The organism is Streptomyces sp. NBC_00285 (assembly GCF_036174265.1).
In the GTDB taxonomy this organism is placed as follows: domain Bacteria; phylum Actinomycetota; class Actinomycetes; order Streptomycetales; family Streptomycetaceae; genus Streptomyces.
Window position 1 is genome coordinate 6,410,836 of record NZ_CP108055.1, and the last position, 25,149, is coordinate 6,435,984.

General features: G+C 68.6%; 26 protein-coding genes and 1 tRNA gene. 10 read left to right on the forward strand and 17 right to left on the reverse strand.

Annotated features, from left to right (window positions below; all coding sequences use genetic code 11):
• Position 1 precedes the first annotated feature (1 nt).
• From OHT57_RS29745 to OHT57_RS29770, 6 genes are all read left to right on the forward strand, one after another.
• On the forward strand, positions 2 to 1,576 hold the full coding sequence (locus OHT57_RS29745) for an NADH-quinone oxidoreductase subunit M (RefSeq protein ID WP_328749622.1): 1,575 nt from the start codon (positions 2 to 4) through the stop codon (positions 1,574 to 1,576).
• On the forward strand, positions 1,573 to 3,126 hold the full coding sequence (locus OHT57_RS29750) for an NADH-quinone oxidoreductase subunit N (RefSeq protein ID WP_328749623.1): 1,554 nt from the start codon (positions 1,573 to 1,575) through the stop codon (positions 3,124 to 3,126). Before OHT57_RS29745 ends, OHT57_RS29750 begins: the two co-directional genes overlap by 4 nt.
• A 194-nt stretch (positions 3,127 to 3,320) precedes the next feature.
• On the forward strand, positions 3,321 to 4,184 hold the full coding sequence (gene htpX / locus OHT57_RS29755; RefSeq protein ID WP_328749624.1) for a zinc metalloprotease HtpX: 864 nt from the start codon (positions 3,321 to 3,323) through the stop codon (positions 4,182 to 4,184).
• Positions 4,181 to 4,573 (forward strand): YccF domain-containing protein, encoded by a 393-nt coding sequence (locus OHT57_RS29760; protein WP_328749625.1) that lies wholly within the window; start codon positions 4,181 to 4,183, stop codon positions 4,571 to 4,573. Before htpX ends, OHT57_RS29760 begins: the two co-directional genes overlap by 4 nt.
• A 623-nt stretch (positions 4,574 to 5,196) precedes the next feature.
• Entirely contained in the window at positions 5,197 to 5,742 is a 546-nt protein-coding gene (locus tag OHT57_RS29765) for a barstar family protein (RefSeq protein ID WP_328749626.1), read from the forward strand.
• A gap of 74 nt (positions 5,743 to 5,816) precedes the next feature.
• Positions 5,817 to 6,386: an SMI1/KNR4 family protein gene (locus tag OHT57_RS29770; protein ID WP_328749627.1), complete on the forward strand. Its 570-nt coding sequence runs from the start codon at positions 5,817 to 5,819 to the stop codon at positions 6,384 to 6,386.
• Positions 6,387 to 6,419: 33 nt separating this feature from the next.
• On the opposite strand, the gene OHT57_RS29775 is transcribed toward OHT57_RS29770, so the two are convergent.
• A complete protein-coding gene (locus OHT57_RS29775; protein WP_328749628.1) occupies positions 6,420 to 7,664 on the reverse strand; it encodes an APC family permease in 1,245 nt (414 codons plus the stop codon).
• A 215-nt stretch (positions 7,665 to 7,879) separates the two neighbouring features.
• Here OHT57_RS29775 and OHT57_RS29780 point away from each other — a divergent pair, with 215 nt between their 5' ends.
• On the forward strand, positions 7,880 to 8,146 hold the full coding sequence (locus OHT57_RS29780) for a GlsB/YeaQ/YmgE family stress response membrane protein (protein ID WP_328753365.1): 267 nt from the start codon (positions 7,880 to 7,882) through the stop codon (positions 8,144 to 8,146).
• An 82-nt stretch (positions 8,147 to 8,228) separates the two neighbouring features.
• On the opposite strand, the gene OHT57_RS29785 is transcribed toward OHT57_RS29780, so the two are convergent.
• A complete protein-coding gene (locus OHT57_RS29785; protein ID WP_328749629.1) occupies positions 8,229 to 8,717 on the reverse strand; it encodes a YajQ family cyclic di-GMP-binding protein in 489 nt (162 codons plus the stop codon).
• A 235-nt stretch (positions 8,718 to 8,952) separates the two neighbouring features.
• On the opposite strand from OHT57_RS29785, the gene OHT57_RS29790 reads away from it, so the two are divergent.
• Positions 8,953 to 9,034: transfer RNA gene (locus tag OHT57_RS29790), tRNA-Tyr, on the forward strand.
• Positions 9,035 to 9,188: 154 nt separating this feature from the next.
• Here the strand turns inward: OHT57_RS29790 and OHT57_RS29795 are convergent.
• The 6 genes from OHT57_RS29795 to OHT57_RS29820 form a co-directional block, all read right to left on the reverse strand.
• Entirely contained in the window at positions 9,189 to 10,556 is a 1,368-nt protein-coding gene (locus OHT57_RS29795; protein WP_328749630.1) for a tyrosine-type recombinase/integrase, read from the reverse strand.
• On the reverse strand, positions 10,553 to 10,762 hold the full coding sequence (locus OHT57_RS29800; RefSeq protein ID WP_328749632.1) for a helix-turn-helix transcriptional regulator: 210 nt from the start codon (positions 10,760 to 10,762) through the stop codon (positions 10,553 to 10,555). The genes OHT57_RS29795 and OHT57_RS29800 overlap by 4 nt, the downstream gene beginning before the upstream one ends.
• 165 nt (positions 10,763 to 10,927) lie before the next feature.
• Positions 10,928 to 12,178, reverse strand: coding sequence for a DUF3631 domain-containing protein (locus OHT57_RS29805; RefSeq protein ID WP_328749633.1), 1,251 nt, complete (start codon positions 12,176 to 12,178; stop codon positions 10,928 to 10,930).
• A gap of 190 nt (positions 12,179 to 12,368) precedes the next feature.
• The gene (locus OHT57_RS29810; RefSeq protein WP_328749634.1) at positions 12,369 to 13,295 is read right to left on the reverse strand and encodes a bifunctional DNA primase/polymerase; all 927 of its coding nucleotides are present in this window, start codon (positions 13,293 to 13,295) and stop codon (positions 12,369 to 12,371) included.
• Positions 13,292 to 13,921 carry a class I SAM-dependent methyltransferase gene (locus OHT57_RS29815; RefSeq protein WP_328749635.1) on the reverse strand — a complete coding sequence of 210 codons (630 nt, stop codon included), beginning with the start codon at positions 13,919 to 13,921 and terminating at the stop codon, positions 13,292 to 13,294. Before OHT57_RS29815 ends, OHT57_RS29810 begins: the two co-directional genes overlap by 4 nt.
• Positions 13,918 to 14,610 (reverse strand): SAM-dependent methyltransferase, encoded by a 693-nt coding sequence (locus tag OHT57_RS29820; RefSeq protein ID WP_328749636.1) that lies wholly within the window; start codon positions 14,608 to 14,610, stop codon positions 13,918 to 13,920. Before OHT57_RS29820 ends, OHT57_RS29815 begins: the two co-directional genes overlap by 4 nt.
• A gap of 102 nt (positions 14,611 to 14,712) precedes the next feature.
• Here OHT57_RS29820 and OHT57_RS29825 point away from each other — a divergent pair, with 102 nt between their 5' ends.
• Together OHT57_RS29825 and OHT57_RS29830 are read left to right on the forward strand one after the other, a co-directional pair.
• The gene (locus OHT57_RS29825) at positions 14,713 to 15,657 is read left to right on the forward strand and encodes an HNH endonuclease (protein ID WP_328749637.1); all 945 of its coding nucleotides are present in this window, start codon (positions 14,713 to 14,715) and stop codon (positions 15,655 to 15,657) included.
• Between the two features lie 23 nt (positions 15,658 to 15,680).
• The gene (locus OHT57_RS29830; protein ID WP_328749638.1) at positions 15,681 to 16,259 is read left to right on the forward strand and encodes a hypothetical protein; all 579 of its coding nucleotides are present in this window, start codon (positions 15,681 to 15,683) and stop codon (positions 16,257 to 16,259) included.
• 13 nt (positions 16,260 to 16,272) lie between these two features.
• On the opposite strand, the gene ssb is transcribed toward OHT57_RS29830, so the two are convergent.
• From ssb to OHT57_RS29875, 9 genes are all read right to left on the reverse strand, one after another.
• A complete protein-coding gene (gene ssb, locus OHT57_RS29835; RefSeq protein WP_328749639.1) occupies positions 16,273 to 16,728 on the reverse strand; it encodes a single-stranded DNA-binding protein in 456 nt (151 codons plus the stop codon).
• A gap of 22 nt (positions 16,729 to 16,750) precedes the next feature.
• On the reverse strand, positions 16,751 to 17,047 hold the full coding sequence (locus OHT57_RS29840) for a hypothetical protein (protein WP_328749640.1): 297 nt from the start codon (positions 17,045 to 17,047) through the stop codon (positions 16,751 to 16,753).
• 16 nt (positions 17,048 to 17,063) lie between these two features.
• Positions 17,064 to 17,285: a hypothetical protein gene (locus OHT57_RS29845; protein ID WP_328749641.1), complete on the reverse strand. Its 222-nt coding sequence runs from the start codon at positions 17,283 to 17,285 to the stop codon at positions 17,064 to 17,066.
• Positions 17,286 to 17,456: 171 nt separating this feature from the next.
• Positions 17,457 to 19,607, reverse strand: coding sequence for a hypothetical protein (locus tag OHT57_RS29850; RefSeq protein ID WP_328749642.1), 2,151 nt, complete (start codon positions 19,605 to 19,607; stop codon positions 17,457 to 17,459).
• Positions 19,604 to 20,677: a hypothetical protein gene (locus OHT57_RS29855; RefSeq protein WP_328749643.1), complete on the reverse strand. Its 1,074-nt coding sequence runs from the start codon at positions 20,675 to 20,677 to the stop codon at positions 19,604 to 19,606. The genes OHT57_RS29850 and OHT57_RS29855 overlap by 4 nt, the downstream gene beginning before the upstream one ends.
• Positions 20,678 to 20,782: 105 nt before the next feature.
• Entirely contained in the window at positions 20,783 to 21,994 is a 1,212-nt protein-coding gene (locus tag OHT57_RS29860) for a hypothetical protein (RefSeq protein WP_328749644.1), read from the reverse strand.
• Between the two features lie 5 nt (positions 21,995 to 21,999).
• Positions 22,000 to 22,275 carry a hypothetical protein gene (locus OHT57_RS29865; RefSeq protein WP_328749645.1) on the reverse strand — a complete coding sequence of 92 codons (276 nt, stop codon included), beginning with the start codon at positions 22,273 to 22,275 and terminating at the stop codon, positions 22,000 to 22,002.
• Positions 22,276 to 22,278: 3 nt separating this feature from the next.
• On the reverse strand, positions 22,279 to 23,271 hold the full coding sequence (locus OHT57_RS29870; RefSeq protein WP_328749647.1) for a C40 family peptidase: 993 nt from the start codon (positions 23,269 to 23,271) through the stop codon (positions 22,279 to 22,281).
• A gap of 157 nt (positions 23,272 to 23,428) precedes the next feature.
• Positions 23,429 to 25,099 (reverse strand): FtsK/SpoIIIE domain-containing protein, encoded by a 1,671-nt coding sequence (locus OHT57_RS29875; protein WP_328749648.1) that lies wholly within the window; start codon positions 25,097 to 25,099, stop codon positions 23,429 to 23,431.
• Positions 25,100 to 25,149: the final 50 nt, after the last annotated feature.

Below are 25,149 nucleotides of genomic sequence, written 5' to 3' on the forward strand. Positions count from 1 at the left end.
CGTGATCGATATCAACGAGTCCGTGATGCAGTTCCTTCTGGCGTTCGTCGTGGCCGGCCCGCTCCTCGGCGCCGTCACGGCTCTCCTGCCGGCCCCGCCCGGACTGAAGGGGAAGTCACCCGAACAGGCCGTGCTGCGGCACGGTGTGACGGTCAGCGGTGTCGTCCTCATCGCCGCGATCGTCCTCGCGCTCGGCTTCGACCACGACCATCCGTCGAAGATGCAGGCCACGACGGACATCAGCTGGATTCCCGCACTCGACGTGCGCATCCACCTCGGCATCGACGGCATTTCCCTCCCCCTTCTGGTCCTGACCGCGCTGCTGACCTTCCTCTGCGCGCTCTACTCCTACTTCAAGATGCCTGCAGGCCCTACCCCGAAGGCATTTGTCGCCCTGGTGCTCGTCCTCGAGTCCGGCACCCTCGCGACCTTCGCCGTCCTCGATCTGCTGCTGTTCTTCCTCGCGTTCGAGACGGTGCTCATCCCGATGTACTTCCTCATCGCCCGCTGGGGCGGTGAGCAGCGACAGGCCGCCGCCTGGCGCTTCATCCTCTACACACTGCTCGGTTCGGTCGTCATGCTGCTCGGCCTGCTCCTGATCGGGATCAAGGCGGGCACATTCGACATGGTGGCACTCGCCACTGACAACGGCCGGTCACTGACCGCATCCGTGCAGGTCATCGCCGTTCTGGCGATCGGTGTCGGGCTCGCGGTCAAGACCCCGATGTGGCCGCTGCACAGCTGGCTCCCCGACGCCCACACCGCCGCCCCGACCGTCGGCTCGGTCCTGCTGGCCGGCGTCCTGCTGAAGATGGGCACGTACGGGTTCGTACGCATCCTGCTGCCGATCGCACCCGACGGCTTTCGTGACTTCGCGCCCTACCTCGCCGCCTTCGCCGTGGTCGGAATCATCTACGGATCCCTGGCCTGCCTCGCCCTTGCCAAGCGGGGCGCGAAGGGCGACCTCAAGCGCCTCATCGCCTACTCCTCCGTCGGCCACATGGGTTTCGTCCTGCTCGGCATCGCCACGATGACCCCGACCGGCGTGAACGGCGCCCTGTTCGCCAACATCGCCCACGGCCTCATCACCGGCCTCCTGTTCTTCCTCGTCGGCGCGCTCAAGGACCGCACGGGCACCACCGACCTCGACACCCTGGCCGAGGAGACCGGCGCCGCCCTGTACGGCAAGGCCCCGCGCCTCGGCGGCCTGCTCGCCTTCGGCGCGGTCGCCTCGCTCGGCCTGCCCGGACTGGCCGGGTTCTGGGGCGAGATGCTGGCCCTGTTCGGCGCCTTCAAACCCGCCGACGAGCTCAGCCGCCCCGCCTTCCTCACCTTCATGGCGATCGGCGCGTTCGGAACGCTCCTGACGGCCGCCTATATGCTCGTCGTGGTCCGCCGCGTCTGTATGGGTGCCGTACCGCAGGACGCCCCGCACCTCGCCGACATCCACACCTACGAGTTCGCGGCCTGGACACCTCTCGTCGCCCTCACCGTCGTCGCGGGCCTGTGGCCGAAGATTCTCCTCGGCCTCACCGACCCGGCCGTGCAGCAGCTCCTCGCCGGAGGCAACCGATGAGCATCCTGGTCTCCTCCGCCCAGCCCTTGGCTTCTCCGGCCCAGCCGCTGGCCGCGAACCTCGTCCAGTCCGTCGACTGGCAGGCCATCGCGCCGCCCACCATCACTGCGGTCGTCGCACTCGTCGTCCTCGTCGCCGACCTGTTCGTCGACGAACGCAGGAAGGCTCTGCTCGGCTGGCTGTCGGTAGCCGGACTTGCCGCCGCGTCCCTCCTGCTGCTGCCTCTCCTGGACGGCGACCGCAGCACCTTCTGCCTGACCGGCGACGCCGACGTGTGCAGCTACACGGCCGACCGCTTCACTCTCGTCATCCAGTTCCTCGTCCTCGGCGGCGCCCTCCTCACGGCCCTCCTGTCGGTCACCACCCTCAAGGACGCCGACAAGAGACTCCCCGAAGGGGAGTACTGGTTCCTGCTGCTCTCCTCCGCCGCGGGCGCCGCACTCCTGCCCGCCTCCCGCGACCTGGCGACCCTGATCGTCGCCCTGGAGGTCGCCTCCCTGCCCGCCTTCGCCCTCGTCGGCATCCGGCACGGCGACAGAAAGTCCTCCGAAGCGGCCCTGAAGTTCTTCCTGTCCTCGGTCACCGCGACCGCGGTTGGCCTCATGGGCATCAGCTTCGTCTACGCCTCCACCGGCACCCTCTACCTCACCCAGGTCGCCGACCGGATCCAGCACGTCGACGGCCAGCTCCACACCCTCGCCCAGACCGGCGTCGTCCTCACCCTCGTCGGCTTCGCCTTCAAGACGGCCGCCGTCCCCTTCCACTTCTGGGTCCCCGACACCTACGTCGGAGCCCCCCTCCCGATCGCCGCCTACCTGTCGGTCGTCGGCAAGGCAGTCGGCTTCTCCGGCCTGATCCTCGTCACCGTCGTCGCGCTGCCGTCGTACGCCGACGTCTGGGGCCCGGCGCTCGCCGTACTCGCCGCCCTCACCATGACCGTCGGCAACCTCGGCGCCCTGCGCCAGCAGACCACACGCGCGTACAGCGCCGTACGACTGCTCGCCTGGTCCTCCGTCGGCCAGGCCGGGTACCTCCTCGTGCCGATCGCCGCCGCCGCGTACTCCGACGACGCCGAGCGATCCGTCGGCTCCACCGTGGCCTACGCCCTCATGTACGCCGCTGTGAACCTCGGCGCTTTCGCGGTGGCCGCACTGGTCGGCCGTACGAGGGCCGCGAACCGCATCACGGACTACCGCGGCCTCTACGCGAGCAACCCCCTTGCTGCCCTGCTCCTGGCGTTCTTCCTGCTCTGCCTGGCGGGGCTGCCGCCCGGCATCATCGGGCTCTTCGCCAAGGTCACCGTGTTCTCGGCAGCCGTGGACGCGGGACTCGGCTGGCTCGCCGTGGTCATGGCCGTCAACGTCGTGATCGCGCTGTTCTACTACCTTCAGTGGACGACCCTGCTGTTCAGGGCCCCCGAAGGCGAGCCCGTCGCCCACCGCGTCCCCGCCCCCCTCACCGCCGCACTCGCGCTGACCGGAGTCCTCGGCATCGCCCTCTCGGGGGCACCCCAACTGGTGCTGCGCTTCACCGACACCGGACTCTTCTGAGCCGCCTCTCCTGGACCCTCACCCGGACGGCCCACCTGGGCCTGCGTACGCACAAGGGAACTAGTGGCCCTCGCCTGGCGTTGAGCAGGACGGGAAGGTCCACTGGACGTGACACCACGGACCGGTGGCATCGCAAGGCATTCGGAGACCAGCAAGCAAAGGGTTCCCCTGCTGCACCACTTGGAGGGCGTACCGTGCACCGCCGGCACAACGGGCTCAGGACCGCAGTCCTCCTCGGGGGACTGTCCGCACTCATCATCATCATCGGCAGCTTCTTCGGCCGCATGGGGCTGGTCGTGGCCGTCCTGATCGCGCTGGGCACCAACGCGTACGCGTACTGGAACAGCGACAAGCTGGCTCTACGCGCGATGCGTGCGCGCCCGGTGAGCGAGTTCGAGGCCCCGGCCCTGTACCGCATGGTCCGCGACCTCTCCACACAGGCCCGCCAGCCGATGCCTCGCCTGTACATCTCCCCGACCGAGGCACCCAACGCCTTCGCGACCGGCCGCAATCCGCGCAACGCCGCAGTGTGCTGCACCGACGGCATCCTGCGCATCCTGGACGAGCGCGAACTGCGCGGCGTCATCGGGCATGAACTCAGCCATGTTTACAACCGCGACATCCTCATCTCGTCGGTCGCCGGAGCCCTCGCCTCCGTGATCATGTTCCTGGTCAACTTCGCCTGGCTGATCCCGATCGGCCGCTCCGACGACGATGACGGCCCCGGACTCCTCGGCATGCTGTTGATCATGATTCTCGGACCGCTGGCGGCCACCCTCATCCAGATGGCCATCAGCCGCTCCCGGGAGTACGAGGCGGACGCGTCCGGCGCCCAGCTCACCGGCGACCCCCTCGCGCTCGCCAGCGCCCTGCGCAAGCTCGAAACAGGCACCAAACAGCTGCCGTTGCCCCCGGAACCGCGCATCGAGACCGCAAGCCACATGATGATCGCGAACCCCTTCCGCCCCGGTCAGGGACTGTCCAAGATGTTCTCGACGCACCCGCCGATGGCGGAGCGCATCGCCCGGCTTGAGAAGATGGCAGGTCGCCCCCAGTGAAAACCATCCTGAACGTCATCTGGCTCTTCCTGAGCGGCTTCTGGCTGTTCCTCGCCTACCTGGCCGCGGGCGCACTGTTGTGCATCACGATCATCGGCATTCCGTTCGGCCTCGCGGCCTTCCGTATCGGCGTCTACGCCCTGTGGCCCTTCGGGTACACCACGGTTGAGCGCCGTGACGCGGGTGCGCCCTCCTTCGTGGGCAACATCCTGTGGCTGGTGCTGGCCGGCTGGTGGCTGGCCATCGGGCACATCGTCACCGGTATCGCCCTGTGCGTCACGATCATCGGAATCCCGTTCGGCATCGCCAACTTCAAGCTGATCCCCGTGTCCCTGTTCCCGCTGGGCCGCGAAATCGTCCGCACGGACGAGCCGTTCGCGACCCGCTGAGGGACGGGCCGGGGAGTGGGCGCGCCGAAGTACGTCCTGCTGTCCTACGACCGGGAGGCCGAGTTCGAGGGCGCGGACGGCTACGAGGAGGCATGGGCCCTGTGTGAGGACGCCGAGGATCTCTTCGCCGACCCGCCTCCTGCGCTTCGGGAAGTTCACGAACTTGTCGGCTGTGCTCCCGAGGGTGAGTTGAGGGACGCCCTCCCACACGCGCGTGCCGAAGGATCGGCGCCCCTCGGGTCCCTCACTCTGGAAATCCTCGACAGGAACGGCACGTCGGTCGGTGAGTGGCAACTGGAAGACGTCCGCGTCCTCGGCGACCGCCCCTGCGCCCGCGATCTGACGCTGCGGGACATTACGATCGAAGGCACGCAACTCGCCTTCTACGACCACCCACGGCACCGACGACTGTCCCCGGGCTTCCGCCTGCTGGGCGCCAACGGTGAACCGCACGGTGTCTGCCGCGACATGGCCTGCGTGCACGAGGACCCGGACGAGCACATGGGGCCCCACTGCGCCTGCTGGGCTGCTCTCCCCGGGGATCCCTCAGGGCCGCGCTGGACGCGGGGGAGGAGGACCTCGGCCATGCGAAGGTCCTGCGCATCGACTCCTCCGGCCGGCCCGTGCAGTTCGCTGCCGAGGGCGAGCTACGGGCCTGGATCCCTTCGGCTCGCGGTCCCGCTCTGGTCGACCTCACCCTCGACCTGTGGTCGGAACGGCCGCCCTACGTGGCCGGCGAGGTGTGGGAGCTGTGGGCCGAAGGGCGGCCGACCGAGCCCGACAAGTGGGCGGTGTGCGATGCCGAGGGTCGAGAGTTCTGGCTTCGCACGGCGCTCGACAACCATGTGCACGGTGGCCAGGACCAGCCGCCCGGCACGACGTACCACCTCGACGGCCGCCACATCACCGACGTACCCGGCTTCTTCTGCGCCCTGGGCGAGGCGGTGAACGGCCCCGGTGGATACTTCGGCCAGGGTCTGGACGCCCTGGACGACTGCCTGCGAGGCCGCTGGGGCGCGGCACCGCCCTTCAGCCTGATCTGGCACGCTTCCGAAGTCGCCCGCGGATGCCTGGGCGTCACCCCGCACGCCGTTCACCGCCCGCCGGCCTTCGAGGAACTCCTCGCCTGCCTCGCCGAGGGCGATCGCGTCGCCGTCCGCCTCGGCTGACCCGAGGTTTTCTACAACCCGGCGGTTGTCCACAGGCCTGCCCGACTGTCAGTGTCGCCCTGCATCATGAATGCATGACCGAGAGCGAGCAGTTGCTGGCACGGGTGGCGGACAAGGCCCGCACCACCCGTCCGTGGGGCTGGCCTTCCCTCCCCGAGCGGGTGGACGCGGCCGCCCTGGCCCGCGCAGAGGCCACGCTGGGCTTCCGCCTGCCCCCGCTGCTCGCCGACCTGTACCTGCGGATCGGAGACGGCGGATTCGGCCCGGAGTACGGCCTGTTGCCCCTGCTCGACAGTCCTCCGGCCGGTGAGCCCGCCGCCGTCCTGCAGTACCTCGCCAACCGCAAGAGCGGCCGCAAGGACCCGGACTGGCCCTGGCCCGAGGGCGTCCTGCCCATATCCCACTGGGGCTGCGCGATGTACGCCTGCGTCGACTGCCACAGCCCGGAAGCCACCGTCCTCTTCTTCGAGCCGAACGCCGGCGACTGCGACCACTCCTGGTTCGTGGACGCCCCCGCCCTCACGGACTGGCTGCAGACCTGGGTCGACGGCACGGGCTGGTACGAGGAGATGAACGAGGACCTGGAGATGACCCCCTGGACGGAGTTCCGGATACGTACGGCACCGCCGGCCCAGACACTCTGACGCCCTCTGCAGGGGGCACCGCCGCCGACTGACCTACCGCGAAGCCCACCACTTCCGTACGCCGTACGCCACTGCCCCCACCACCAGCACCCCCGTACCCACGACCACCGAAACCCCTGGTAGCGCGAACGCCAGCACCACGCACCCGAGCAGTCCCGTCACCGGCACCACCTTGGACGCCGGAGTCGAACCCAACGTCCAGGCCGAGGCGTTGGCCACCGCGTAGTACACGAGCACACCGAAGGAGGAGAACCCGATCGCGCCTCGCACGTCCACCGTGGCAGCGAGGACCGTGACCACCGCGCCCACGGCCAGCTCGGCCCGGTGCGGTACCTGGAAGCGGGGGTGCACGGCGGACAGGGCGTTGGGCAGATGCCGGTTCCGGGCCATGGCCAGGGTCGTCCGAGAGACACCCAGAACCAGGGCGAGCAGCGAGCCGAGCGCGGCCACGGCGGCACCCACCCGCACCACCGGCACCAGCCCCGGCACCCCGGCCTGCCGCACCGCCTCGGCCAGCGGCGCGTCCGCCTGCCCCAGAGCATCGGCACCCAGCACGGAAAGGACAGCCACCGCCACACCTGCGTACACGACCAGCGTGATGCCCAGAGCCAGGGGAATCGCGCGGGGAATGGTGCGCGCGGGATCCCGTACCTCCTCACCCAGAGTCGCGATGCGCGCGTATCCCGCGAACGCGAAGAACAGCAGACCGGCCGCCTGCAGTACTCCGCCCACACCGCCCGAGACCCCCACGTCCAGCCGCCCGGCCTCGGACGCGCCGGACCCGAGACACACGACCACCACGGAAGCGAGGACAGCGAGAACCACCGCCACGATCGCCCGGGTCAGCCAGGCGGACTTCTGGATCCCGCAGTAGTTCACGGCGGTCAGTGCCACCACGGCCGCGACTGCCACGGCATGTGCCTGGCCAGGCCAGATGTAGACCCCCACCGTCAGCGCCATCGCCGCACAGGATGCCGTCTTCCCGACCACGAACGACCAGCCCGCGAGATAACCCCAGAACGGACCGAGCCGCTCTCGCCCATACACATACGTGCCGCCGGATGCCGGATACAGGGCGGCCAAGCGTGCCGAGGAGGTGGCGTTGCAGTAGGCGACCACCGCGGCGACCGCGAGCCCGAGCAGCAGCCCGGATCCGGCCGCGTGCGCCGCGGGCCCGAGAGCGGCGAAGATCCCCGCACCGATCATCGAACCGAGCCCGATGACGACGGCGTCACTCACTCCCAGCGTGCGCCGCAGTTCGGCACCGGAACTCGTCATGAGCCGCACCCTACTGATCCGGTGCAACCGCGGGGCATGGGCCTGACGTCCTTCTCAGCAACGCGATGCGAACACCCGCACGACGGCCACGGCACGCAAGCCGTACCAGAGCGCCGTACGACTCATGCGCCTGAGATCCGCACAGTCTGCTGGGATGGATGCAGATCACAGTCCTCGGACAGTGCGGGCACAGCGCGGAAGGGCAGGTTCAGGGCATGAGCATCATCGGCTGGATCATCCTCGGGCTGTTGGCCGGAGCCATCGCCAAGTTCCTGCTGCCGGGCCGTGACCCCGGAGGCTTCATCGGGACGACCCTCATCGGCGTCGCGGGCGCTTTCATCGGGGGCTGGATAGCGGCCCATTGGCTGGACCACCCGGTCACCAAGAGCTTCTACGACGGGGCCACCTGGGGCGCCGCGATAGGCGGCTCACTCGTGCTCCTGATTGCCTACCGACTCCTGTTCGGCAACTCGCGCGACTGACATCCCCGAACCGCAGCCAGCAGGCGAGAAGGGTGGGCACCGGCCAGGTGCCCACCCTTCCTCGTAGGGACAGTCCGCTGCTCTACCGGTAGTTCACGAACTGGATCGCGAATTCGAAGTCCTTGCCCTTCAGCAGGGCGATGATGGACTGGAGATCGTCCCGGCTCTTCGAGCTGACCCGCAGCTCTTCGCCCTGCACCTGGGCCTTCACGCCCTTCGGCCCCTCGTCACGGATGATCTTCGCGACCTTCTTCGCGTTGTCCTGGGAGATGCCCTCCTCGATCGACGCGAAGATCTTGTACTCCTTGCCGGAGAGTTGCGGCTCGCCGGCGTCGAGCGCCTTCAGCGAGATCCCGCGCTTGATCAGCTTGGACTGGAAGACGTCGAGGACGGCATTGACCCGGTCCTCGGAGTTCGCCTCCATCAAGATCTTGTCACCGGACCACGAGATCGACGCACCCACGCCCTTGAAGTCGTAGCGCTGCGAGATCTCCTTGGCGGCCTGATTGAGGGCGTTGTCGACCTCCTGCCGCTCGACCTTCGAGACGATGTCGAAACTGGAGTCGGCCATGTCCTGTGGCTCCTTGTATCGGGGTGCGTATCGGCGTGCGTAAGGATGCGTATCGGCGTACGTGGGAGCGGGCGCCGAACCCGGCGTGGACCGGGGTCGCATCCGCCCAAGCCTAGCCATCCCCCGCCCTCCGGGCGCAGATCAATCAGGTGGCCAAGCACCCCTCGGCATCGGGTATTGTTTACGTCGTTGCCACGGAGCACCGCCGAAAGACGGTTCGAAGGGCAGCAACCCCGGCGGTGTGCCCGAGCGGCCAAAGGGAGCAGACTGTAAATCTGCCGGCTCAGCCTACCCAGGTTCGAACCCTGGCGCCGCCACACGGGAAACAAGGGCCCTGTGACCAGCTATTTTGGCTGGTCACAGGGCCCTTGTCGTGTCCTCTGGTAGTGGACGTGCTGTCTCGCGCTATCTCGTATTCGAACGTCCCGTCTCGAACTCTGTGGCCCAGACGTGGACAGGAATTCTGCCCAGCTAGGAGCGGCCCTCCAGGCGGGCAGAGATCTTGGCGTTCGCGGCCTCGTCTCCGTCGCTGAGGAACTTCGCGTACACGCGGAACAGGACGGCCACGCTGTGGCCGGCGCGCTTCGCCACGAGTTGAGGTTCCACTCCAGAACTGAGCCACGTAGACACAGCCGCGTGGCGAAGATCATAAGGACGCTTGGCCAATGCCGATCCGCGCTGAGCGGGAGTCAGGGCTCGCGTACGAGCCTCAGCCCAGACCTCCCCGTATCCGGTGTCCTGGATGAGCCCGCCGCGCTGCGTGCGGAACATCCGGCCGTCCGGGGCCACCCCGTACGCCGTGACGTGCCATCGGAGTAGGGCGACCAGTTCCGGCGGGATGGGTACCTCCCTGACCGCCTTCCGCGGGCGGTGCTTCAGCCCCCGTTTGTCGTGGGCTTCACCGCTGTCCGTCCACGCTGAGCCGGAGCGCGGACGCGTCTCTCTGAGCCGCAACTTCCCCCATCCACGACGAGGGAGGTCACAGTCTTGGAGCCCCAGACCGATGACTTCGGCTGGCCGGGCCGCGGCGTAGTACATACAGCCGAAGAACGCCATCAGGCGGCGACCCCGCGGGCTCTGGTCTCGTACGGCAGTCAGGAGCCTTGCGGCTTGTGCCGGGTCCGGCACGCACGCTGGGTCTACCTCCTCTTCGACCTGTTCGGGTGCCTTCCACTGGATGCGTGGAAGTGGGTTCTCTGTCAGGAGTTCGGCGTCGACGGCGTAGCCGAGGGCGTTGTGGAAGATGGCTCGCTTCCTGCGGATCACGCTCGCGGCGGCTGTCTTGCCGTCCAGCTTCTTGGTCAGGGCGTCCAGGGCGGCACGGGCCCGCATACGGTCCGCCAGAGCGGATGTGGGCACGGACTTCAGCTCGAACCAGGCAAGCACCTTGGCAACATCGTCCGGGGGCTCTTCCTGCCAGCGGTTCTTGTTGAACGCCCAGCTGTAGAGGGCGGTGCGTACAACTCGTGGCTCCGGCATGCCCTTGGTGTCCTTTACCAGAGCGGGAGTGACGGTTGCCATGGCTTCGGCGAGCGTGCGGCGGGTCGACGCGGGGGAGTGATCCCACTTCATGGCGATGTAGTTGCGGGCGTGCTCGTACCACGAGATATCGCGCTCTTGGGCGAGCAAGGACTTCGGCAGGCCACTCTCCACGTCGAACGGTTCCCCCGCGCGCGTGGCCGTGATGAATTGGGCCCGGCGGCTCTCTGCCAGGCCCAACGTCTTGAAGGACTCCGAGTGTGGGCGAGTGCCCGTACCCCAGCGGACTTGGTAGGGCTTCCGCGTCGAATCGCGCTTGCGGATTGCCCAGATCTTGACGTCGTAGGTCCACTCAGTCACGCGGCATCCAGTTCTTCTTTGAAGGCGTCCAGGACACTTCGGCGCACGCATATCCGACCGGACGGGGTGCGCCGCGCCTCCGGCGTGTAACCGCGGTCGCGCCACCGGTACCAGGTGGCGCGGGTGATGCCGATTTCATCCAGCACATCCGTGAGCGGCACCAGCTCGTCTTTGGGCTCGCGACGGCGACGAGAAGGGGTAGCCATGTCGGGTTCTCCTTGAAACAGCAGGAGGGGCAGACGAAGCAGAGGGGCCGTCGCGACCAACGCGCGGCCCCTCTGGGGATCCGCTACATCCGCTACATCCGCTACAGCGCAGGTCAGAGACCTGCCGCATGTAGCGGATGTGCGGGATGTAGCGGATCGGTGGCGCTAGGCCGAACGGTCGGCGGTAGCGGTTTGCGGGGTGATGTAGCGGATGCCGGGAAGCTCTTCCGCTACGGATTCACCCCCGTTGACCTGCGGTGTAGCGGATGTAGCGGATGTAGCGGATTTCTCAGGGGGCGGGGGGCAGTAGCGCAACCACGCATCCGCGAGATCCTCCGCGTAGTAGCCCTTGGGTACGCCCTGGGCGGTGCGGATGGATCGGGGCCGGATCGGCTCGTTGCTTGCCGTGACGTATTCCCCGAGCATCTTGGACAGCATTCGCGGGTTCAGTGGCTTGCCGTTGCCGTCCATGTCGGTCCACGGTGCGTCGTCGATCCGAAGCAGGACTTCGAGGATCACAGCCGTGGGCATGCGCTCGGCACCGCAGAACACCTTGTCGCGCAGGTCGGTCAACAGCCGGATGCCGACGGAGGAACTGCTGCCCTCGCCTGCGGCACGGACCAGTTCCAGGCAGGCCACGCGGGCTCGCTCAGGCCAGTGCCCGCCAGCGGCATCCGCTACGGCAAGGAGCGGCTCCCACACGTCTGCGGGCCGGTCGGAGACCCCTTCGGGCATCTCCGGCCAGGCCGCGGCGATGTCGTCGCTGATGGTGTCGGCCCACTTGGCGAGGCGGTCACGTAGGGCATGGCCCTGCTTCTCGTGGACCCGACGGCGGTACGGTTCGGCCTTCTCGTTGGGTGCCTTCTTGCGCATGCGGATGATGACCGAGCGAGTCAGGATCGTGTCCGGCAGTGAGCCGAGTCCGGCCATGGCGACCGCGCAGAACGAGGAGAACCACTCTGTGTTCTGGTTGGAGCCGTCCCCGACACAGCGCAGGGACTTGGCGCCGCGCCGGTAGCCGGAGTTGAGGAACCCGCGGACCTCTTCGTTGCCGCCGGCCTTGGGCCCGAACACGGTGTCGATCTCGTCGAAGAGGAGCGTAGGGGTTCCTCCGTCGGCCTCCACCAGCCGGAACAGGGCGTTGGCGGATGCGTTGACGGTGGTGGCCGCGCGAGGGGTGAGGGTTTCCACGATCTCCAGTGCGCGGGACTTGCCCGATCCGGGCTCGGGGGAGAGGAACGCGAGGCGGGCGGTTCCGTCGAAGGCGTCGATGAGGTGGGCGTGCGCGTCCCATAGCGTGACGGCGACGTAGGCGGCCTCGCGGGGGAAGACGTTGAAGCGGCGGTGGAACGCTTCGACCTCATCGAGCAGGGCGGCGCCGTCGATGGACGGCTGTGTGTTCGCTGTGGTGGTCATGCGGGGGTCCTCCCTTTCTGGGAGTTCCGCGACGGGTACAGGTCGCGGTGATTGGTGCGAAGAGCTGAAAGGACGCCTTCGGCGTCGGTCTTTCGGGCGCCTACCGCCTGCTCGGGGCGCCGGGGTTGGGCGTCGTACGGGCCGTACGCGGCACGGGGAAGGCAATCCAGGGCGGGGGAGCGGGAGGCGGTCACACGGCCTCCCGCGGTGTCGCGTGCGCCGAAATCCAGTCCATGGCGCTGCGGATCGTCGTGCGGCACTCGGCAGCCGACAGTCCCGTGGACTCCCCCGCCGCCTGGATTGCCTCTTCGACGGTGTGGCGAGGGATGTGCCCCCAGGCCACGAACCGGGCCACCTTGCATGCACTGCGGTGCAGCGTGGCGTTGCGCCCGTTCGGCCCGCCCTCGCGCGCGGCCCGGATGACCGCGCATTCCCTCTCCAGCGCGGTGCGGGCGGCCTTGGTGCCGTCGCGCACCGGAACGAGCGCGGACGGGGCGGTTGGCTCGGTGGGCTTATCGAGCAGGTCGGCGAGCCAGGCGGGCAGCCGCATCACGGGGGCGGCCTCAGTGACCTCGTAGACGCCCTGTTCGGTGGTGCTGCCGGCGGCGAGGACGTAGCCGCCCCACGCGCGGGTGTCGATGTGAGCCCCGAGGCGGTTCACACTGCACTTCAACCGCGCGCCGGACGGGGCGGCGAAGTAGAGATGCGCGCCTCCGCTGGGAGTCCGCACCTGGTACGTGAGCGGGATGGACTGTCCGGCGCGCTCGCAGAGCGCCTTGAAGGAAGTGGTGCCGTCAGGCGCTCCTTCTGGCTCTTCTGGCTTGCACACGTCCAGATCGACGACGACTAGCCCGGCCGGGCCGGTGGCGATCCCGACGTTGTAGGGCCGGTGGGCCCATGCCGCCTGGATCAACTCCGGTTCGGTGGTGGCCCGCTGTTCCGGGGTGCGGTGCCCGCCGGCGCAGCGTCCGGTGCGGGGGCAGGCGCGTTCGGGGTGCCCGGCGGGCCGTTTGGCGCCCGGAATCACCGGGAGGACCGGCCAGTCCCGCTCGCCGCACAGCAGGGCCGCGGACAGCAGGTGCAGATTCTCCAGGGACACGGTGAGGGGCTCGCTCATGCCGCGCTTCTCCCTTCCACTGCCAGGAACTGTGCGGCGATGAACTGGGTGTAGGCGGGGGGTACGGCTTTGCGGGCTTCGAGGTTGGTCATCCAGGTGCAGCCCATGGCGTCCGCGTAGGCCCGCTCGCCCTTGTGCGCGAACGCGAGCAGACCCTTGCGGTGCCAGCACGGCGCGACCAGGTCCCCGCCCCCTCCCCAGGAGGTCTCGAACGCACGGTGGCGGCGGATGTTGAGGGCGAACTGGGTGCCGCACAGCAGGTAGTCCGGCCTCAGCGGGGCCTCGGGGACGTTCTCCATCACCCACGGCAGCCCGGAGGACTCCAGCCGCTTGCGGCCGGGGGTGAGGAGGTCGGGGTGGTCGTCGTGACGGCCGCGCCATGCGGTGACCTTGGCGAAGTACTCGCAGGGCCAGGAGGCGTGGACCAGGTCGAAGCCGTCCAGGGGGAAGGTGAGGGCGTCGGCCTGGTGGAAGGTGAAGGGGTAGTTGGGCTGCGGGCGGTTGTCGACGCCGGTCACGTCGAACCCGGCGAGGTAGTAGCCCATGGACAGGCCCCCGGCACCGCAGCACAGGTCCAGCAGGCGCAGCCCGTTCGGCCGGCGCAGCGGCAGCACGCTCGCGTTCACGCGGCCACCCCCAGGGCCGGGGTGAGCACGGCCAGGGCGGCGCGGCCGATGAACTCCGCGTAGGCGGGCGGGATGCACTCGCGGATGCCGTCGCGGTTCATCCACGGCACCCCCAGTACCCGACGCGCGAGGTCGACGCCGGAGAAGTTGCCGACGAACTGGCCGTAGTGACCGGGCGGCACGGGGCGGCCCATCTTGGCCTGCGGCATCAAGTGCGTGGGATGGCAGGGCTGGTCGAGGGTGAAGCCGCCGCCAGTCTCAAAGAACCGGTGCCGGTACGTGTCGACGGCGAACATCGGCCCGCACAGCATCACCGGACGGTGCAGCTTGGGCACCGCGCCCCGCACGTTCTCCATCACCCACGGCCGCCCGGACGCTTCCAGGGCGGCGCGGGCGGGGGCGATCAGGTCCGGGTGTGCGTTGTCCTGGATGCGCTGGCAGTCGCTGTCGTGCTGGCACGGCGGCGAGGCGTGGATGAAGTCGAACGCGGCGCCGTGTTCGAGGACGAACGCGATCGCGTCGGCCTGCACGAACCGGAACGGGTAGCGGGGCTGCGGGTTGATGTCGACGCCGGTCACGTCGAACCCGGCGTCGGAGTAGCCCTTGGCTGCGCCGCCCTGGCAGCAGAACAGATCGAGCAGGCGCGGGTGTTGGCCGGTCCGGTGCCGGATGTCAGTGGGTTGGGTCATGCTTGACCTCTCCAGTTCTGTGGTTGAGCTGGGGTGAGGGGCAGCCGCGGTCTTTTGCCGAGAGAGCGGCTGCCCCGGTCTGTGGGTTGAGGAGGGGGCGCAATGACGAACGCGTGGCTGCTGCTGAGCGTGGGCGACGCCCGCCAGCACGGCGGGAACGACGGCTACGAGGACAACCCGCGCGAGTACTACCGCTGGGACAGCACGGTTCCCAACCACGCCCGTCTGGCCGAGGGGGACGTTGTTGCGCTGTGGGACAAGCGGGAACTGATCGGCGTCTCGGTCATCGACAGCATCGAGACCGACACCGAGGACAAGGCACGGTACTTCTGCCCCCAGTGCAAGAAGGCTGACTTCAAGCGGCGTTCGCGGCTGACGCCGGCCTGCCGCTGCAATCAGTGCGAGGCCACCTTCGACACGCCGGGACAGAAGGTGGAGCCGGTCACCACCTACCTGTCCCGCTACGGCCGGCGCTGGCTTGACGGGCGCGGCCTGCTGACCGGGCCCCAGCTACGGGCCCTGTGCGACTCGCCGAACTCGCAGCTGAGCATGCGCCCCGCCCGCTGGGAGAAGCTGCGCGATGCGCTGCTGGCCACCGGGCGGGCGGATGCCGCGGCGGTGTCCGCTCTGGCCGGCCCGCGGCACCGGCGGGCTCCCATCGCGGGTGGGCACCGCTTCGCCAGGGTCCGGGCCCGGGTGGGGCAGGCGGAGTTCCGGGCCGCACTGCTGGAAGAGCAGGGCCAGCAGTGCGCCGTCACCGGCCCGGCCCCTGCCGATGTACTGGAGGCGGCCCACCTGTACAGCTATGCCGAAAGCGGCGAGCACCACGACTTCGGGGGGCTGCTGCTGCGCCGGGATGTGCACCGGCTGTTCGACAACGGCCGCATCGCCGTCGACCCGGAAACGGACCTGCTGGACGTCGATCCCGGGCTCGACGCCTATCCGATGTACGCCGAACTGCACGGCAAGCCGCTCGTGTTGGCCCTGCGTCCCGAGCACCGGGTGTGGCTGACGGCGCACTGGAACGCGCACCGGGCCGGTTCCTAACCGTCACACATCGGGGGGATGCTGTGGGAAGTACCGCTTTTGCGCTGGTTGCAGCAGCCGTAGGTGTTACCGGGACGCTGCTCGCGCCGGTCCTCGCGCAGAGGTCCGGGGCGAGAGCGCAGCAGGCGGAGTTCGAGCGCCAGCAGCAGGCAGCCCACGCGCAGTGGGAGCGCGAGCAGCGGCAGGCGGAAGTTGCTATGCGCCGGTCCTGCTACATCGAGACGAACGCGGCCTTTCGCCACTACCGCATGCAGCTGATGAACCACCTGTGGAACGTGCACCGCCACGAGGTCACCGAAGCAGGCAGTGAGCGGCTGGAAGCCTCCCGTCACGGGCACCATGTTGCCTTCGCCGAAGCCCAGATGGTCGCCTCACCAGCCGTGCTTGCCCAGCTCGATGACATGTCCAGGGCGCTGTCGGAGGGATACCGCAGGACCAAGTGCCTTGAAGAAGGCAACCCGGATGACGGCGACACCCTCGAAGTGATCCAGGACTACCTGGGGTGGATCTGGGAGCGCTGGAAAGAGACCCGCGCCGCCATGCGTACTGACCTGGGAGTGCCTAACTCCCCGATAGCCCCGCCTGGCACCGCTACTCCCTAGCACCGAAGGGCGGCTAGAACGGGGGTTCGGTGTCTGCCGAAGCTCCGGCGGAGCCGTTGGCCGCGGTCCACGGGTCGTTGCCAGCCGGGCCGTTCTGGGAGGCGGGCTTGGCGTTGATGGTCACGGTGGTGAAGCGGACGGAGGCGCCGATGTCGTCGATCTCGACGGCGAGCATGGAGCGCTTCTCGTTCTGGTCCGTGGTCCAGTCGTGCTGACGCATCCGGCCGTTGGCGACGACGCGGGAGCCCTTCTTGAGGCTGTCGGCGACGTGTTCGGCGAGGGTGCGCCAGGCGGCGCAGCGGTAGAAGGCGGTGGTGCCGTCCTTCCACGCGTTGGAGGTGCGGTCGAAGGTGCGCGGGGTGACGGCGATGGTGAACTTGGCGAGCGCGGCGCCGCCGTCGGTGAACTTCAGCTCGGGGTCGTCGGTCAGGTTGCCGACGAGGGTGATCGGGGTCTCTCCGAACGACATGCTGTCTCCTGAACTGGTGGGCTTAGAAGGGCGGTTCGTTGCTGCAGCCATGGCCGTTGGCGGCCCACGGGTCGCGGTGGCGCGAGAGCCGGCGAGGGCGGCGCAGCCGGGGCAGCGGGAGCAGGAGCCAGCGGCGGTGCTCGTTCCAACAGGTGCACGGCTCCCAGTCGGTGCCCGCGTACTCGCCGGTCTCGTAGTCGCCGTAGTCGTGCTCGATGCCGCCGTTGCCCTCGCACTGCGGGCAGTCGGGCCGGGGCGTGTCCGTGAGGACCAGGCCGGACTGGGGCCAGACTGTGTAGTGAATGCGCAGTCGCTGCACGGGTGTTGGTCTCCTGTCAGCGCTTGGTGCTGAAGATCTTGAGGGCGATGCCGCCGACACCTATGGGCCCGGCGGCATGGGCCATGAAGACGGCCGTGTGGGCGGCGTAGTCGAGTAGCCAGGCCAGAGCGGCGGCCAGCCCCCATCCGCCGGCGACGAACGCGCCGGCGATCGCGAACGGGTACAGGAAGCGCCGCAGCGGAAAATCGCTGCCGCTGGTGCCGTGGATGTGCGCCAAAACGGGATCTCCTTGTCTCTCGGGGCGGTGTGGGCGGCCGGGTGGCCTGCCCGGTCCTCGCCCCCGTCGGAGCACGGGAGGGCGAGGACCAGGCGGAGCATCCGGGTGGGCAAATGAGAAAGGGCCCGTCACCTGGTGGGGTGCGGGCCCTGTGTGCTGGAGGAATGCGTGTCAGAGATCGGAGGGGAGCTTGGTTCCGGTCTCTGCGTCGTACGCGGTGCCGGTCGGGGACAGGCGGATGGTCCGGGACTGTGCCCGGTCGCCGTCCTTCCATGTCTTTCCGCCGACCGAGACGCGGACGGTGATGTCTGCGAGCGGGTCGGTGACCGGCAGCGCGATCTCGGGCGCCTTGGGGAACCAGCGGTCATTGCCGCGCGTGGTGTGCGCAGTCTTGCCGGAGGCGTCGATGCGCAGGTACTTCGCGTTGCGGTCGAAGTATGAGCGCAGTTCCAGGTAGACGCGGTCCCGGTCGCTGTTCCAGTGGGCGACCAGATCGGCTTTGACGCCGTCGACCTGGAGGGCTGCCCCGGAGCGGCCCTTGTAGGCGGCGGCCTTTTCCTGACGAGCCTGCTGTTCCTGGTCGTCGGCCGCGTATTGGTAGACGCCCGCGATCGTGATGCCCAGGGCTGCGATCGCGGCGACGTAGGGCCAGCTCCGACGACGCGTCCGGGGCTGCGGTGAGTCCGTCCGGGGTTCGGCCGCGTGCGGCTGGGGGCCGCGGTGCCATTGCGGGGACGTGCTGTCGCCGGTCTTCTCGAACCATGCAGCGTCGTCGTGGCCCATGTGGGCGACGGTAGCGCGCAGTTGCACGGCCTGTCCGTGCTCTCCACGCAGATCGGCCACCTGTGCCCGGGTCTCCCACCAGGCAAGCGCCTGGGGGGAGTTGAGGCCGTGGGCGGTGATGTCCTCGCGCTCGTAGAGGGCGGCCACCTGAGAGGCCTGGTCGAATCGGCCGTCCAACGCGGCCTGGAGGACGCTTTCGTGCCGGGTGAGCGTGCCGATGACGTTCGGCGGCAGGCTCTCCCAGTCCCAACTGTCGTCGGCCGCGGTGAACGGTGCATGCAGATCATCCGAGTCGACGACGACGCTCGGGTCCTCACTTGGCTCCGTGACGATTTCGGTGGCCGGGCTGTTCTGATCGACGGACGTCCCCTGCTGTGCCATACGGCGCCGTGACGAGGTGTCCGTCAGCGCTATCTCGTCCTGCCCGAGGATGGTCTGGACGACGTCGACGTAGTCGGGGCCGACCTTCCACACCGCCTGGCCGGGTTCGAGGGTGGGGATGAGGTCGATGAGCGTCTGGGGAAGTCCGAGCAGGGCGCCGACGATCGCGGCCTCTTCCGGTCCCAAGCGTCCGACGTGGGCGATCTCGCACAGCCGGGCCAGATCTTGCGCCTTGCCCTGTCCGAGGTCGGACAGCGTATGCATCACCACGTCCAGCGACAGAGCGGCCTTGCGGCTGTTCTTCAGCAGACGCTGGATGAGTTCGCTGGTGGCCGGGGATAGCAGGATCTGCCAGGCCTCTTCGAGGACCAGGTGGCGGTGCACTGCCGTGGACTGGCGCAGCCATACGTGCTCTGCCCAGCAGGAGATCGCGGCCATCAGCGAGGGGATCGCCGGGCTGTTGCGGTCCAGCCGGCTGAAGTCGAACGACAGGATCGGCAGGTCCGTCTCCGGCAGGCTCGCGTCCTGGCCGTCGAACAGGCCGGTGAGCGATCCCTCGGTGTAGCGGGACAGGGCGATCGCCGGGCCCTCGCCCCACTCGGTCAGCTTCGCGGCCGGCCACCGCCCGTCCTCCGGCGCCACCAGAGCGTCCACGAGCCCGTTCAGCGAGGTCGCTTTCGGATGCGCGAGGGCGTGCTGGAGGGCGTGGGCGGCCTGATGGGTCAGGGCGCCCGGCTCGACAGCGGTGATCAGGGAGCGCACCAACTGCTCGCGAACCGCGCGCGGGAACAGGTCGCTGCACGGGTTGAGGGTGAAGGAGCCGGCCTCGATGACCCGGCCCCCCAGCGAGCGGACCAGGGGCGCCCACTCGCCGCTCGCGGTGTCCTCGCCGAAGGAGTCGATGACGACGGCCTGGTGGGCGTTGTCGAGGATCTCGCGCCGTATCCGGGTCTTGGCCGTCGTGGACTTGCCGGAGCCGAGTCCCCCCAGGGCGAGCGAGTTCGTGGCCGGCAGGATCGCGGCGTCGGTCAGGACGGGCGAGAGGTGGAAGGCGCGGCCGTCCAGCAGGGAGCGGCCGATCGGGATGCCGGGGAAGGCCGTGTTGGAGGCGATGAGTGGTGCGGTGATCGCGGCGTGGTTGGAGGGCAGGCGGATCACAGGATCGCCCCTTTCCGGGTGGAAGCGCCGTGCGGGGTGGTCATCACGTGTGCGCGGTGCTGCTGGCCGGGCAGCCAGTCGAGGACGATCCGGTGCCGGTCGGCAGCGAGCGAGGCCTGCCAGCGGGCGTCGGTGACGGCCTCCGGGCTGTCGCCCCACACCGTCAGATAGGCGTCGATGTCCACGAGGGTGGCGCCCTGTACTAGGGCGCCGTGGGTGGTGCCGCTGGCGATCTGGTGGGCGTCCTGCTTGACCTTGTCGGCGGTGAACGCCTCGCTCGCCGCCTCCTGCCACTTCGCCGACCTGCGGGACTGCGCCGCGGGCAGCGGCCGGTACAGCACTGCGAACGAGCGCTCTGTCTGGTCATCGAGCAGGAACTTGCCCATAAGGTCCCCACCGGTCTCATCCGGCCAGCCGGTGATCCGGGCGGTGGCCGCGTAGCGGCCGTCCTCCAGGCCCACCCAGCCGGGGCCGCGGTCGACGACGGCGGGCAGCTGCTCGGGGGCGACGGGTGCGAGGGCTCCGAGGCGGGTGAACTCGCCCTCCAGCGTGGCGAGCATGCGATCGGGCTGTCCGACCAGGCCCTTGGGCACATGCACGGAGATGGTCTGGGTGTGGTGGGTGAACTCGCCGACGGCGGCGTGGTGGGTGACGTGCACCTGAACGCCTGCTTGGCGGGCCTGCCCGCCCGCGAACGTCAGCGCCTTGGAGAACGCCTCGTGAAAGACGGTGCGGCGTTGGTCGTCCTGCATGGTGCCGTGGCCTGGGTACAGGGCCCATGTCGCGGTCGCGCCGGGCTGGTTGGTCATGGCGGCGGGAACGGTGCGTTCGCGCAGGTGCCGGTATCCGACGGTGGCCCACCGGGCCATCGAGCGCGGGCCGGGGGCGAGGTTGAGCAGGGCTCCGGCGGCGCCGACCGCGCCGAAGGTCCACAGCGGGGGCGGGGAGATCATCGCGGATGCCAGCACGGCGCTCCCGACACCGGCGTTCACCCGGGTCAGCAGGGTCTCGCAGGGGCTCAGTCCGCGCTGGAGTGCAGGGATGCGGTAGCCGGGTGTCAGGGAGTACATCGGGTCAACCTCCGGAAGTCTGAGGGGCGAACCGCCCCGGGCCCGGCACTTCGCTCATCCCGCGATCGAGGGGGAGAGAAGAACGCCGGGCCCGGGGCGGGCCCGCTACGGGGTGGAAGGACGACCGGATCCCGGCGCGGGAGCCGGGGCCGGACTGCTCGGGGCGGCGGCCGGGGAAGGGCCTGACGGTGAGCCGGACGCCCGCACCTGGCTGCGTGCCGCCTTGATCTGCGTACTGCGGTCGGAGCGTTCGGACGCGTGCGCGGCGGCGGACTGTGCGGTCGGACGTCCCGACCGCTTCTGCTGCCGGACGCCGTACGCGGCAAGCAGGACCCCGCGGTCCTGATGCACGGCCCGGCCGGGCGTGTTGACCGTGCGCCTGCGCTGCGGGGCGTTCTCCTGCTCGTAGACATCCGGGGCGCCGGCCCGCACGACCGCATGGGCCAGCCGGTTGTCAGTGCGGCGTTCCACGAAGGTCCGGGCGCCACGCGCGACCTTGGGTCCGAAGTACGGGATTCCGTGGAAGATCATGCGCAGCATCAGGGCGTCCGCGGCGAGCAGGAGGACGGTGTCGACCACCAGCGAGCCGTGAGCGAGTTCGACGAACGGCGAGACCAACAGCAGGGCGAACGGGCAGAACATCAGCCCGATCAGGCGCATCGCCCACGTCTTCACGGCCGTCGCATCGCCCCCTCGTGCCAGCGAGGCCAGCACGAGGGGAGCCATGCACACGAACGCGAGGATGCCGAGGTTGCGGGTGATGAACACCAGCGCGGCAGGAACGAGGGCGACCACAAGAGCGGAGATGGTCAACAGTTTCGCGAGCGGCACGTCCTTGTCCGCGCCCTGCTGAAGGTCGTTCAGGATGACCTTGAACAGCGTGCTCTCGTTGCTGTCGAACGCGGTCGTGAACGCTGCACTGACGGCCTTGTTCAGCATCATCACTGCCCCCGGGACCGTCGCCATGCCGGCGACGGCCGCCAGGGTCCAACCGGTGGATGCACCCATCTGGCGCAGACGTGGTGCGCCCTGCCAGGCGGTCAGGCCGCACACGACGACCACGCACACGAAGATGGCGACGGCCAGGTGCTGACCGAGCCACAGGAACGGCTCGTACAGGGCGCTGTCCGCGCTCTTCGGCGCCCACGCGTCCTTCGGCGCGACCAGCGCATTGATCTTCTTGATGATGCTCTCTGCGAAGTCCCGGACGTTGTCGGAGGCGCCGCCGGTGACACCGCCGGGGAGGCTGTCCGAGTTGCCTCGTTCGCAGTACTCCCGTGCCGGCTGGGCGATCAGGTCGCAGTCGTTGTCCGCCATGGGCGTCAGCCCTTGGCCTGGGTGACGGTGGAGAACAGGGTGTCGCCGTACAGGGCGAGGACGACCGCGACGAACAGTGTGCCGATCGCCATCGACCCCTTGCGCAGAGCGCCCTTGGGATCGCTGGACGTCTGAAGGAGCATGCGCAGCGCGATGATCGCGATGACGGCGGCGATGCCTTTGACGACCAGGCCGCCGCCGGTCAGGCCGATGGTGGCGAAGAAGTCCTTGAAGCCGCCGGACATGTCGACGGGCTTGGCGAGGATGAAGAGCTTGCTCATGGGTCAGATCTCCTGGTTCTGCTGGGGGACGGGGCGGGCGAGGGCGTACAGGTCGGTCATGGTGTCCAGGGGGTCGATACGGACCTTGGTGCCGGGGCGGGGGGCGTTGAGCATGTAGCCGCCGCCGATGTAGATGCCGACGTGATGAATTCCTGCTGCGGTCTTTCCGTAGAAGACGAGATCGCCGGGGCGCTGTTCGCCGGGCTTTACCGGCTCGGATGCCGCGTACTGCTGGGCTGCCGTGCGGGGCAGGGAGATTCCGGATTTTGCGTAGGCGTACAGCGTGAGCCCGGAGCAGTCGAAACCGGTGATGTTCGCCCCGGAGCGGCCCATCGGCGAGCAACAGATTCCGGTGCTGGGACCGTTCGCGTTTCCGCCGCCCCACGAATACGGCATGCCGAGCATCTCGGATGCCGCATTGATGGCGGTCGTGCCCTGATCCGTCGATGCGGTCTTTCCACCGGAGGGCTGTTTGGCGAGTGCCTCGATGGACTGGACGTAATTCTGTGTCTCCTTGTACGGGGGAATGCCCTCGTACTTGCGTACTGCACCGCTTCCGGCGTTATAGGCGGCGAGCATGTTGGACTGCTGGTCGCCGGGCACGTCCTTGACGTCCTTGGCGATTGAGCAGAGGTATTCGCCTGCCGAGGGGATCGCGTCTTCGGGATCCATCACGTCCCGTTTGCCGTCGCCGTTTGCGTCGATGCCGTGGGATTCCCACGTGGACGGCATGAACTGTGCGATGCCTTCCGCTCCGACCTGCGAGCGCGCTTTCGGGTTGAAGTTGGATTCCTGGGTGAGAAGCGCGGCGAGCAGGTTCGGCGTGACCGCCGGACAGGTGCTGCCCGCGGCCTGGATCAGGGATTTGTACTGGCTCGGCACGGACAGGCTGAGCAGCGTTCCCGCGGGATCGTCGCCGGCCGCCTGCAGGCAAGCGGCCACGGCGACGGCCGCGGTCGCGCCCACGCCGATCGTGACGGCTGTAGAGGCACGCAACGAGGTTCCTCCCTCCTTCCTGGTGTTTGATCGTTTTCACTGGTCAGCACCGCCACCCGGGACCGCCAAGCCACCGCCACCGGGGCCAAGACGACCGCCACCCGGGCAGGCCGGGTGGCGGTGGTCTGGCGGTCCGTCGGGCGGTGCCGGGTGGCGGTCACGCAGCGGACAGAGCGGCGGCCTTGAGATCGGCCAGCCGGTAGCCCCGCACACCCTTCGGGCCCTTGTCGGCGGGAACCCCGAGAAGACGGTTCAGCTGCTTTCCGCGCTCTACCGGATCGGCTTCCGTGATACCGAGCGACGGGGCGAGGTCGGCCGTAGGCATGAACTCGACACGGTCATTCCGCATCAGGTCGATAGCCTGCTTGAGCGGGGATGTGGGTCCTTCGTCAAGCGTCTTCTGCTGCCGGGTGTGGATCGCGTCCACCACGCGCCAGATGAACTGATCCTCGAAGTTGAACCCTCGGATCAATATGGAGCGTCCGTTGACGAAGAGAACGGCCTGGCCCTTGATGTCCGGGTCGAGAAGAGCCGGGTTGATCGGGGCGATCGTTTCGAAGTATGTATCCCCGAGAGCAACCTTGGCCGTACCCGACGATGCCACGTACAGGCACAGCCGGTAGAGGAACTGATCCCGCACGATGACGGGAATCGCGTTCGTGGAAGGGCGCTGCGTCATCAGTACCGTGGATATCCCGGATTCCAGGGCCTTTGAGACGAGCGATCGTGCCTTGTCTGCGATCCTTCGAGCCCGCTCCTTTCCTTCCTTCGACTCGTCATGAGAGAAGAAGTCGGCAGTCTCGTCGACGATGAAAATCACCGGTGTGAATACCGGTGCAGGCTGCCGGTTCCGAATGGCTTCCTTGATTTTTTTGTACCGGCTGTCCGAGCGGGCGTTCAGCTCATCGAGGAGTTCCTCGAAAACGGCCGGGTCGTCGGACGACTCGTAGCGGGCAGCGATCTTCTCGAACTTGGTGAGCCCGCAGAATTTCCCGTCGAGCAGATACAGCTCGAAGTCGCCGTACGCGATCAACAGACACGTGATCAGGCCGTTGATCAGCGTGGTCTTGCCCCGCTGCGTCATGCCCGCGACCAGCAGGGATGCCTTGTCGAACGTGGGCACCCCGGCGAGCTGGCCGGTGACGTCATGCCCGAGCGGCACCCCCGCGAAGGTGGCGATCTCCTGCCGGGTGGGGGCCGGGAATGCGTGGGTGAAGGGAGGTTCGTGCAGCTTCAGCAGCTGCACATGGCGTTCGTTGTCACGACTGCGCTCCAGCTTCATGTGCAGACGCGTGACCCCGAACATCCCCGCCACGGTCCCGAGGCGCTTTTCGACGTCCTCGTAGGTACGGCCTTTGGGCACCAGGAAGTTGTAGACCGAGCCGTTCTGCACCGTGCCGATGGTGACCTCATCAGCCCGGATCACCTCGTTCTGGCCGATGACGCCGGCGGTACGCAGCGCCGCGGTGAGCTCCGGATGCGCCGGGTCAGCCTGAACGGCCGTCTCAGCTCCCTGCTCTGCCCCTACGGGTGATTCGGGCGCCTCCTGCCGCAAGGCCACCGCGGGCTGCGCCACCGGCTGTTGCGCGGGCGTCGGCAATTGCTTCAGCCCGTTCCGGAGCTGGGCAAAGCCCGTCCGGAGGCGCCAGGCCATATAGCCCGCCGCGAGCAGGGTCCCAGCGGTCAGCAGGACAGTGGCCGGCCAGGACAGGCCCAACTTGTCCTTGATGGCGGCCAGGACACCGAACGCGATCACCAGGACGCCGATCGCGCCCGTCATCTGCCCGTAGGTGTCCTCACCCTTGCTTTGCTGTGGCTTCTTTCCCACACCCCTCCGTTCTGTGCGGTCTCGCCGCGAGCGGGCGCGGGTCTGCCGCG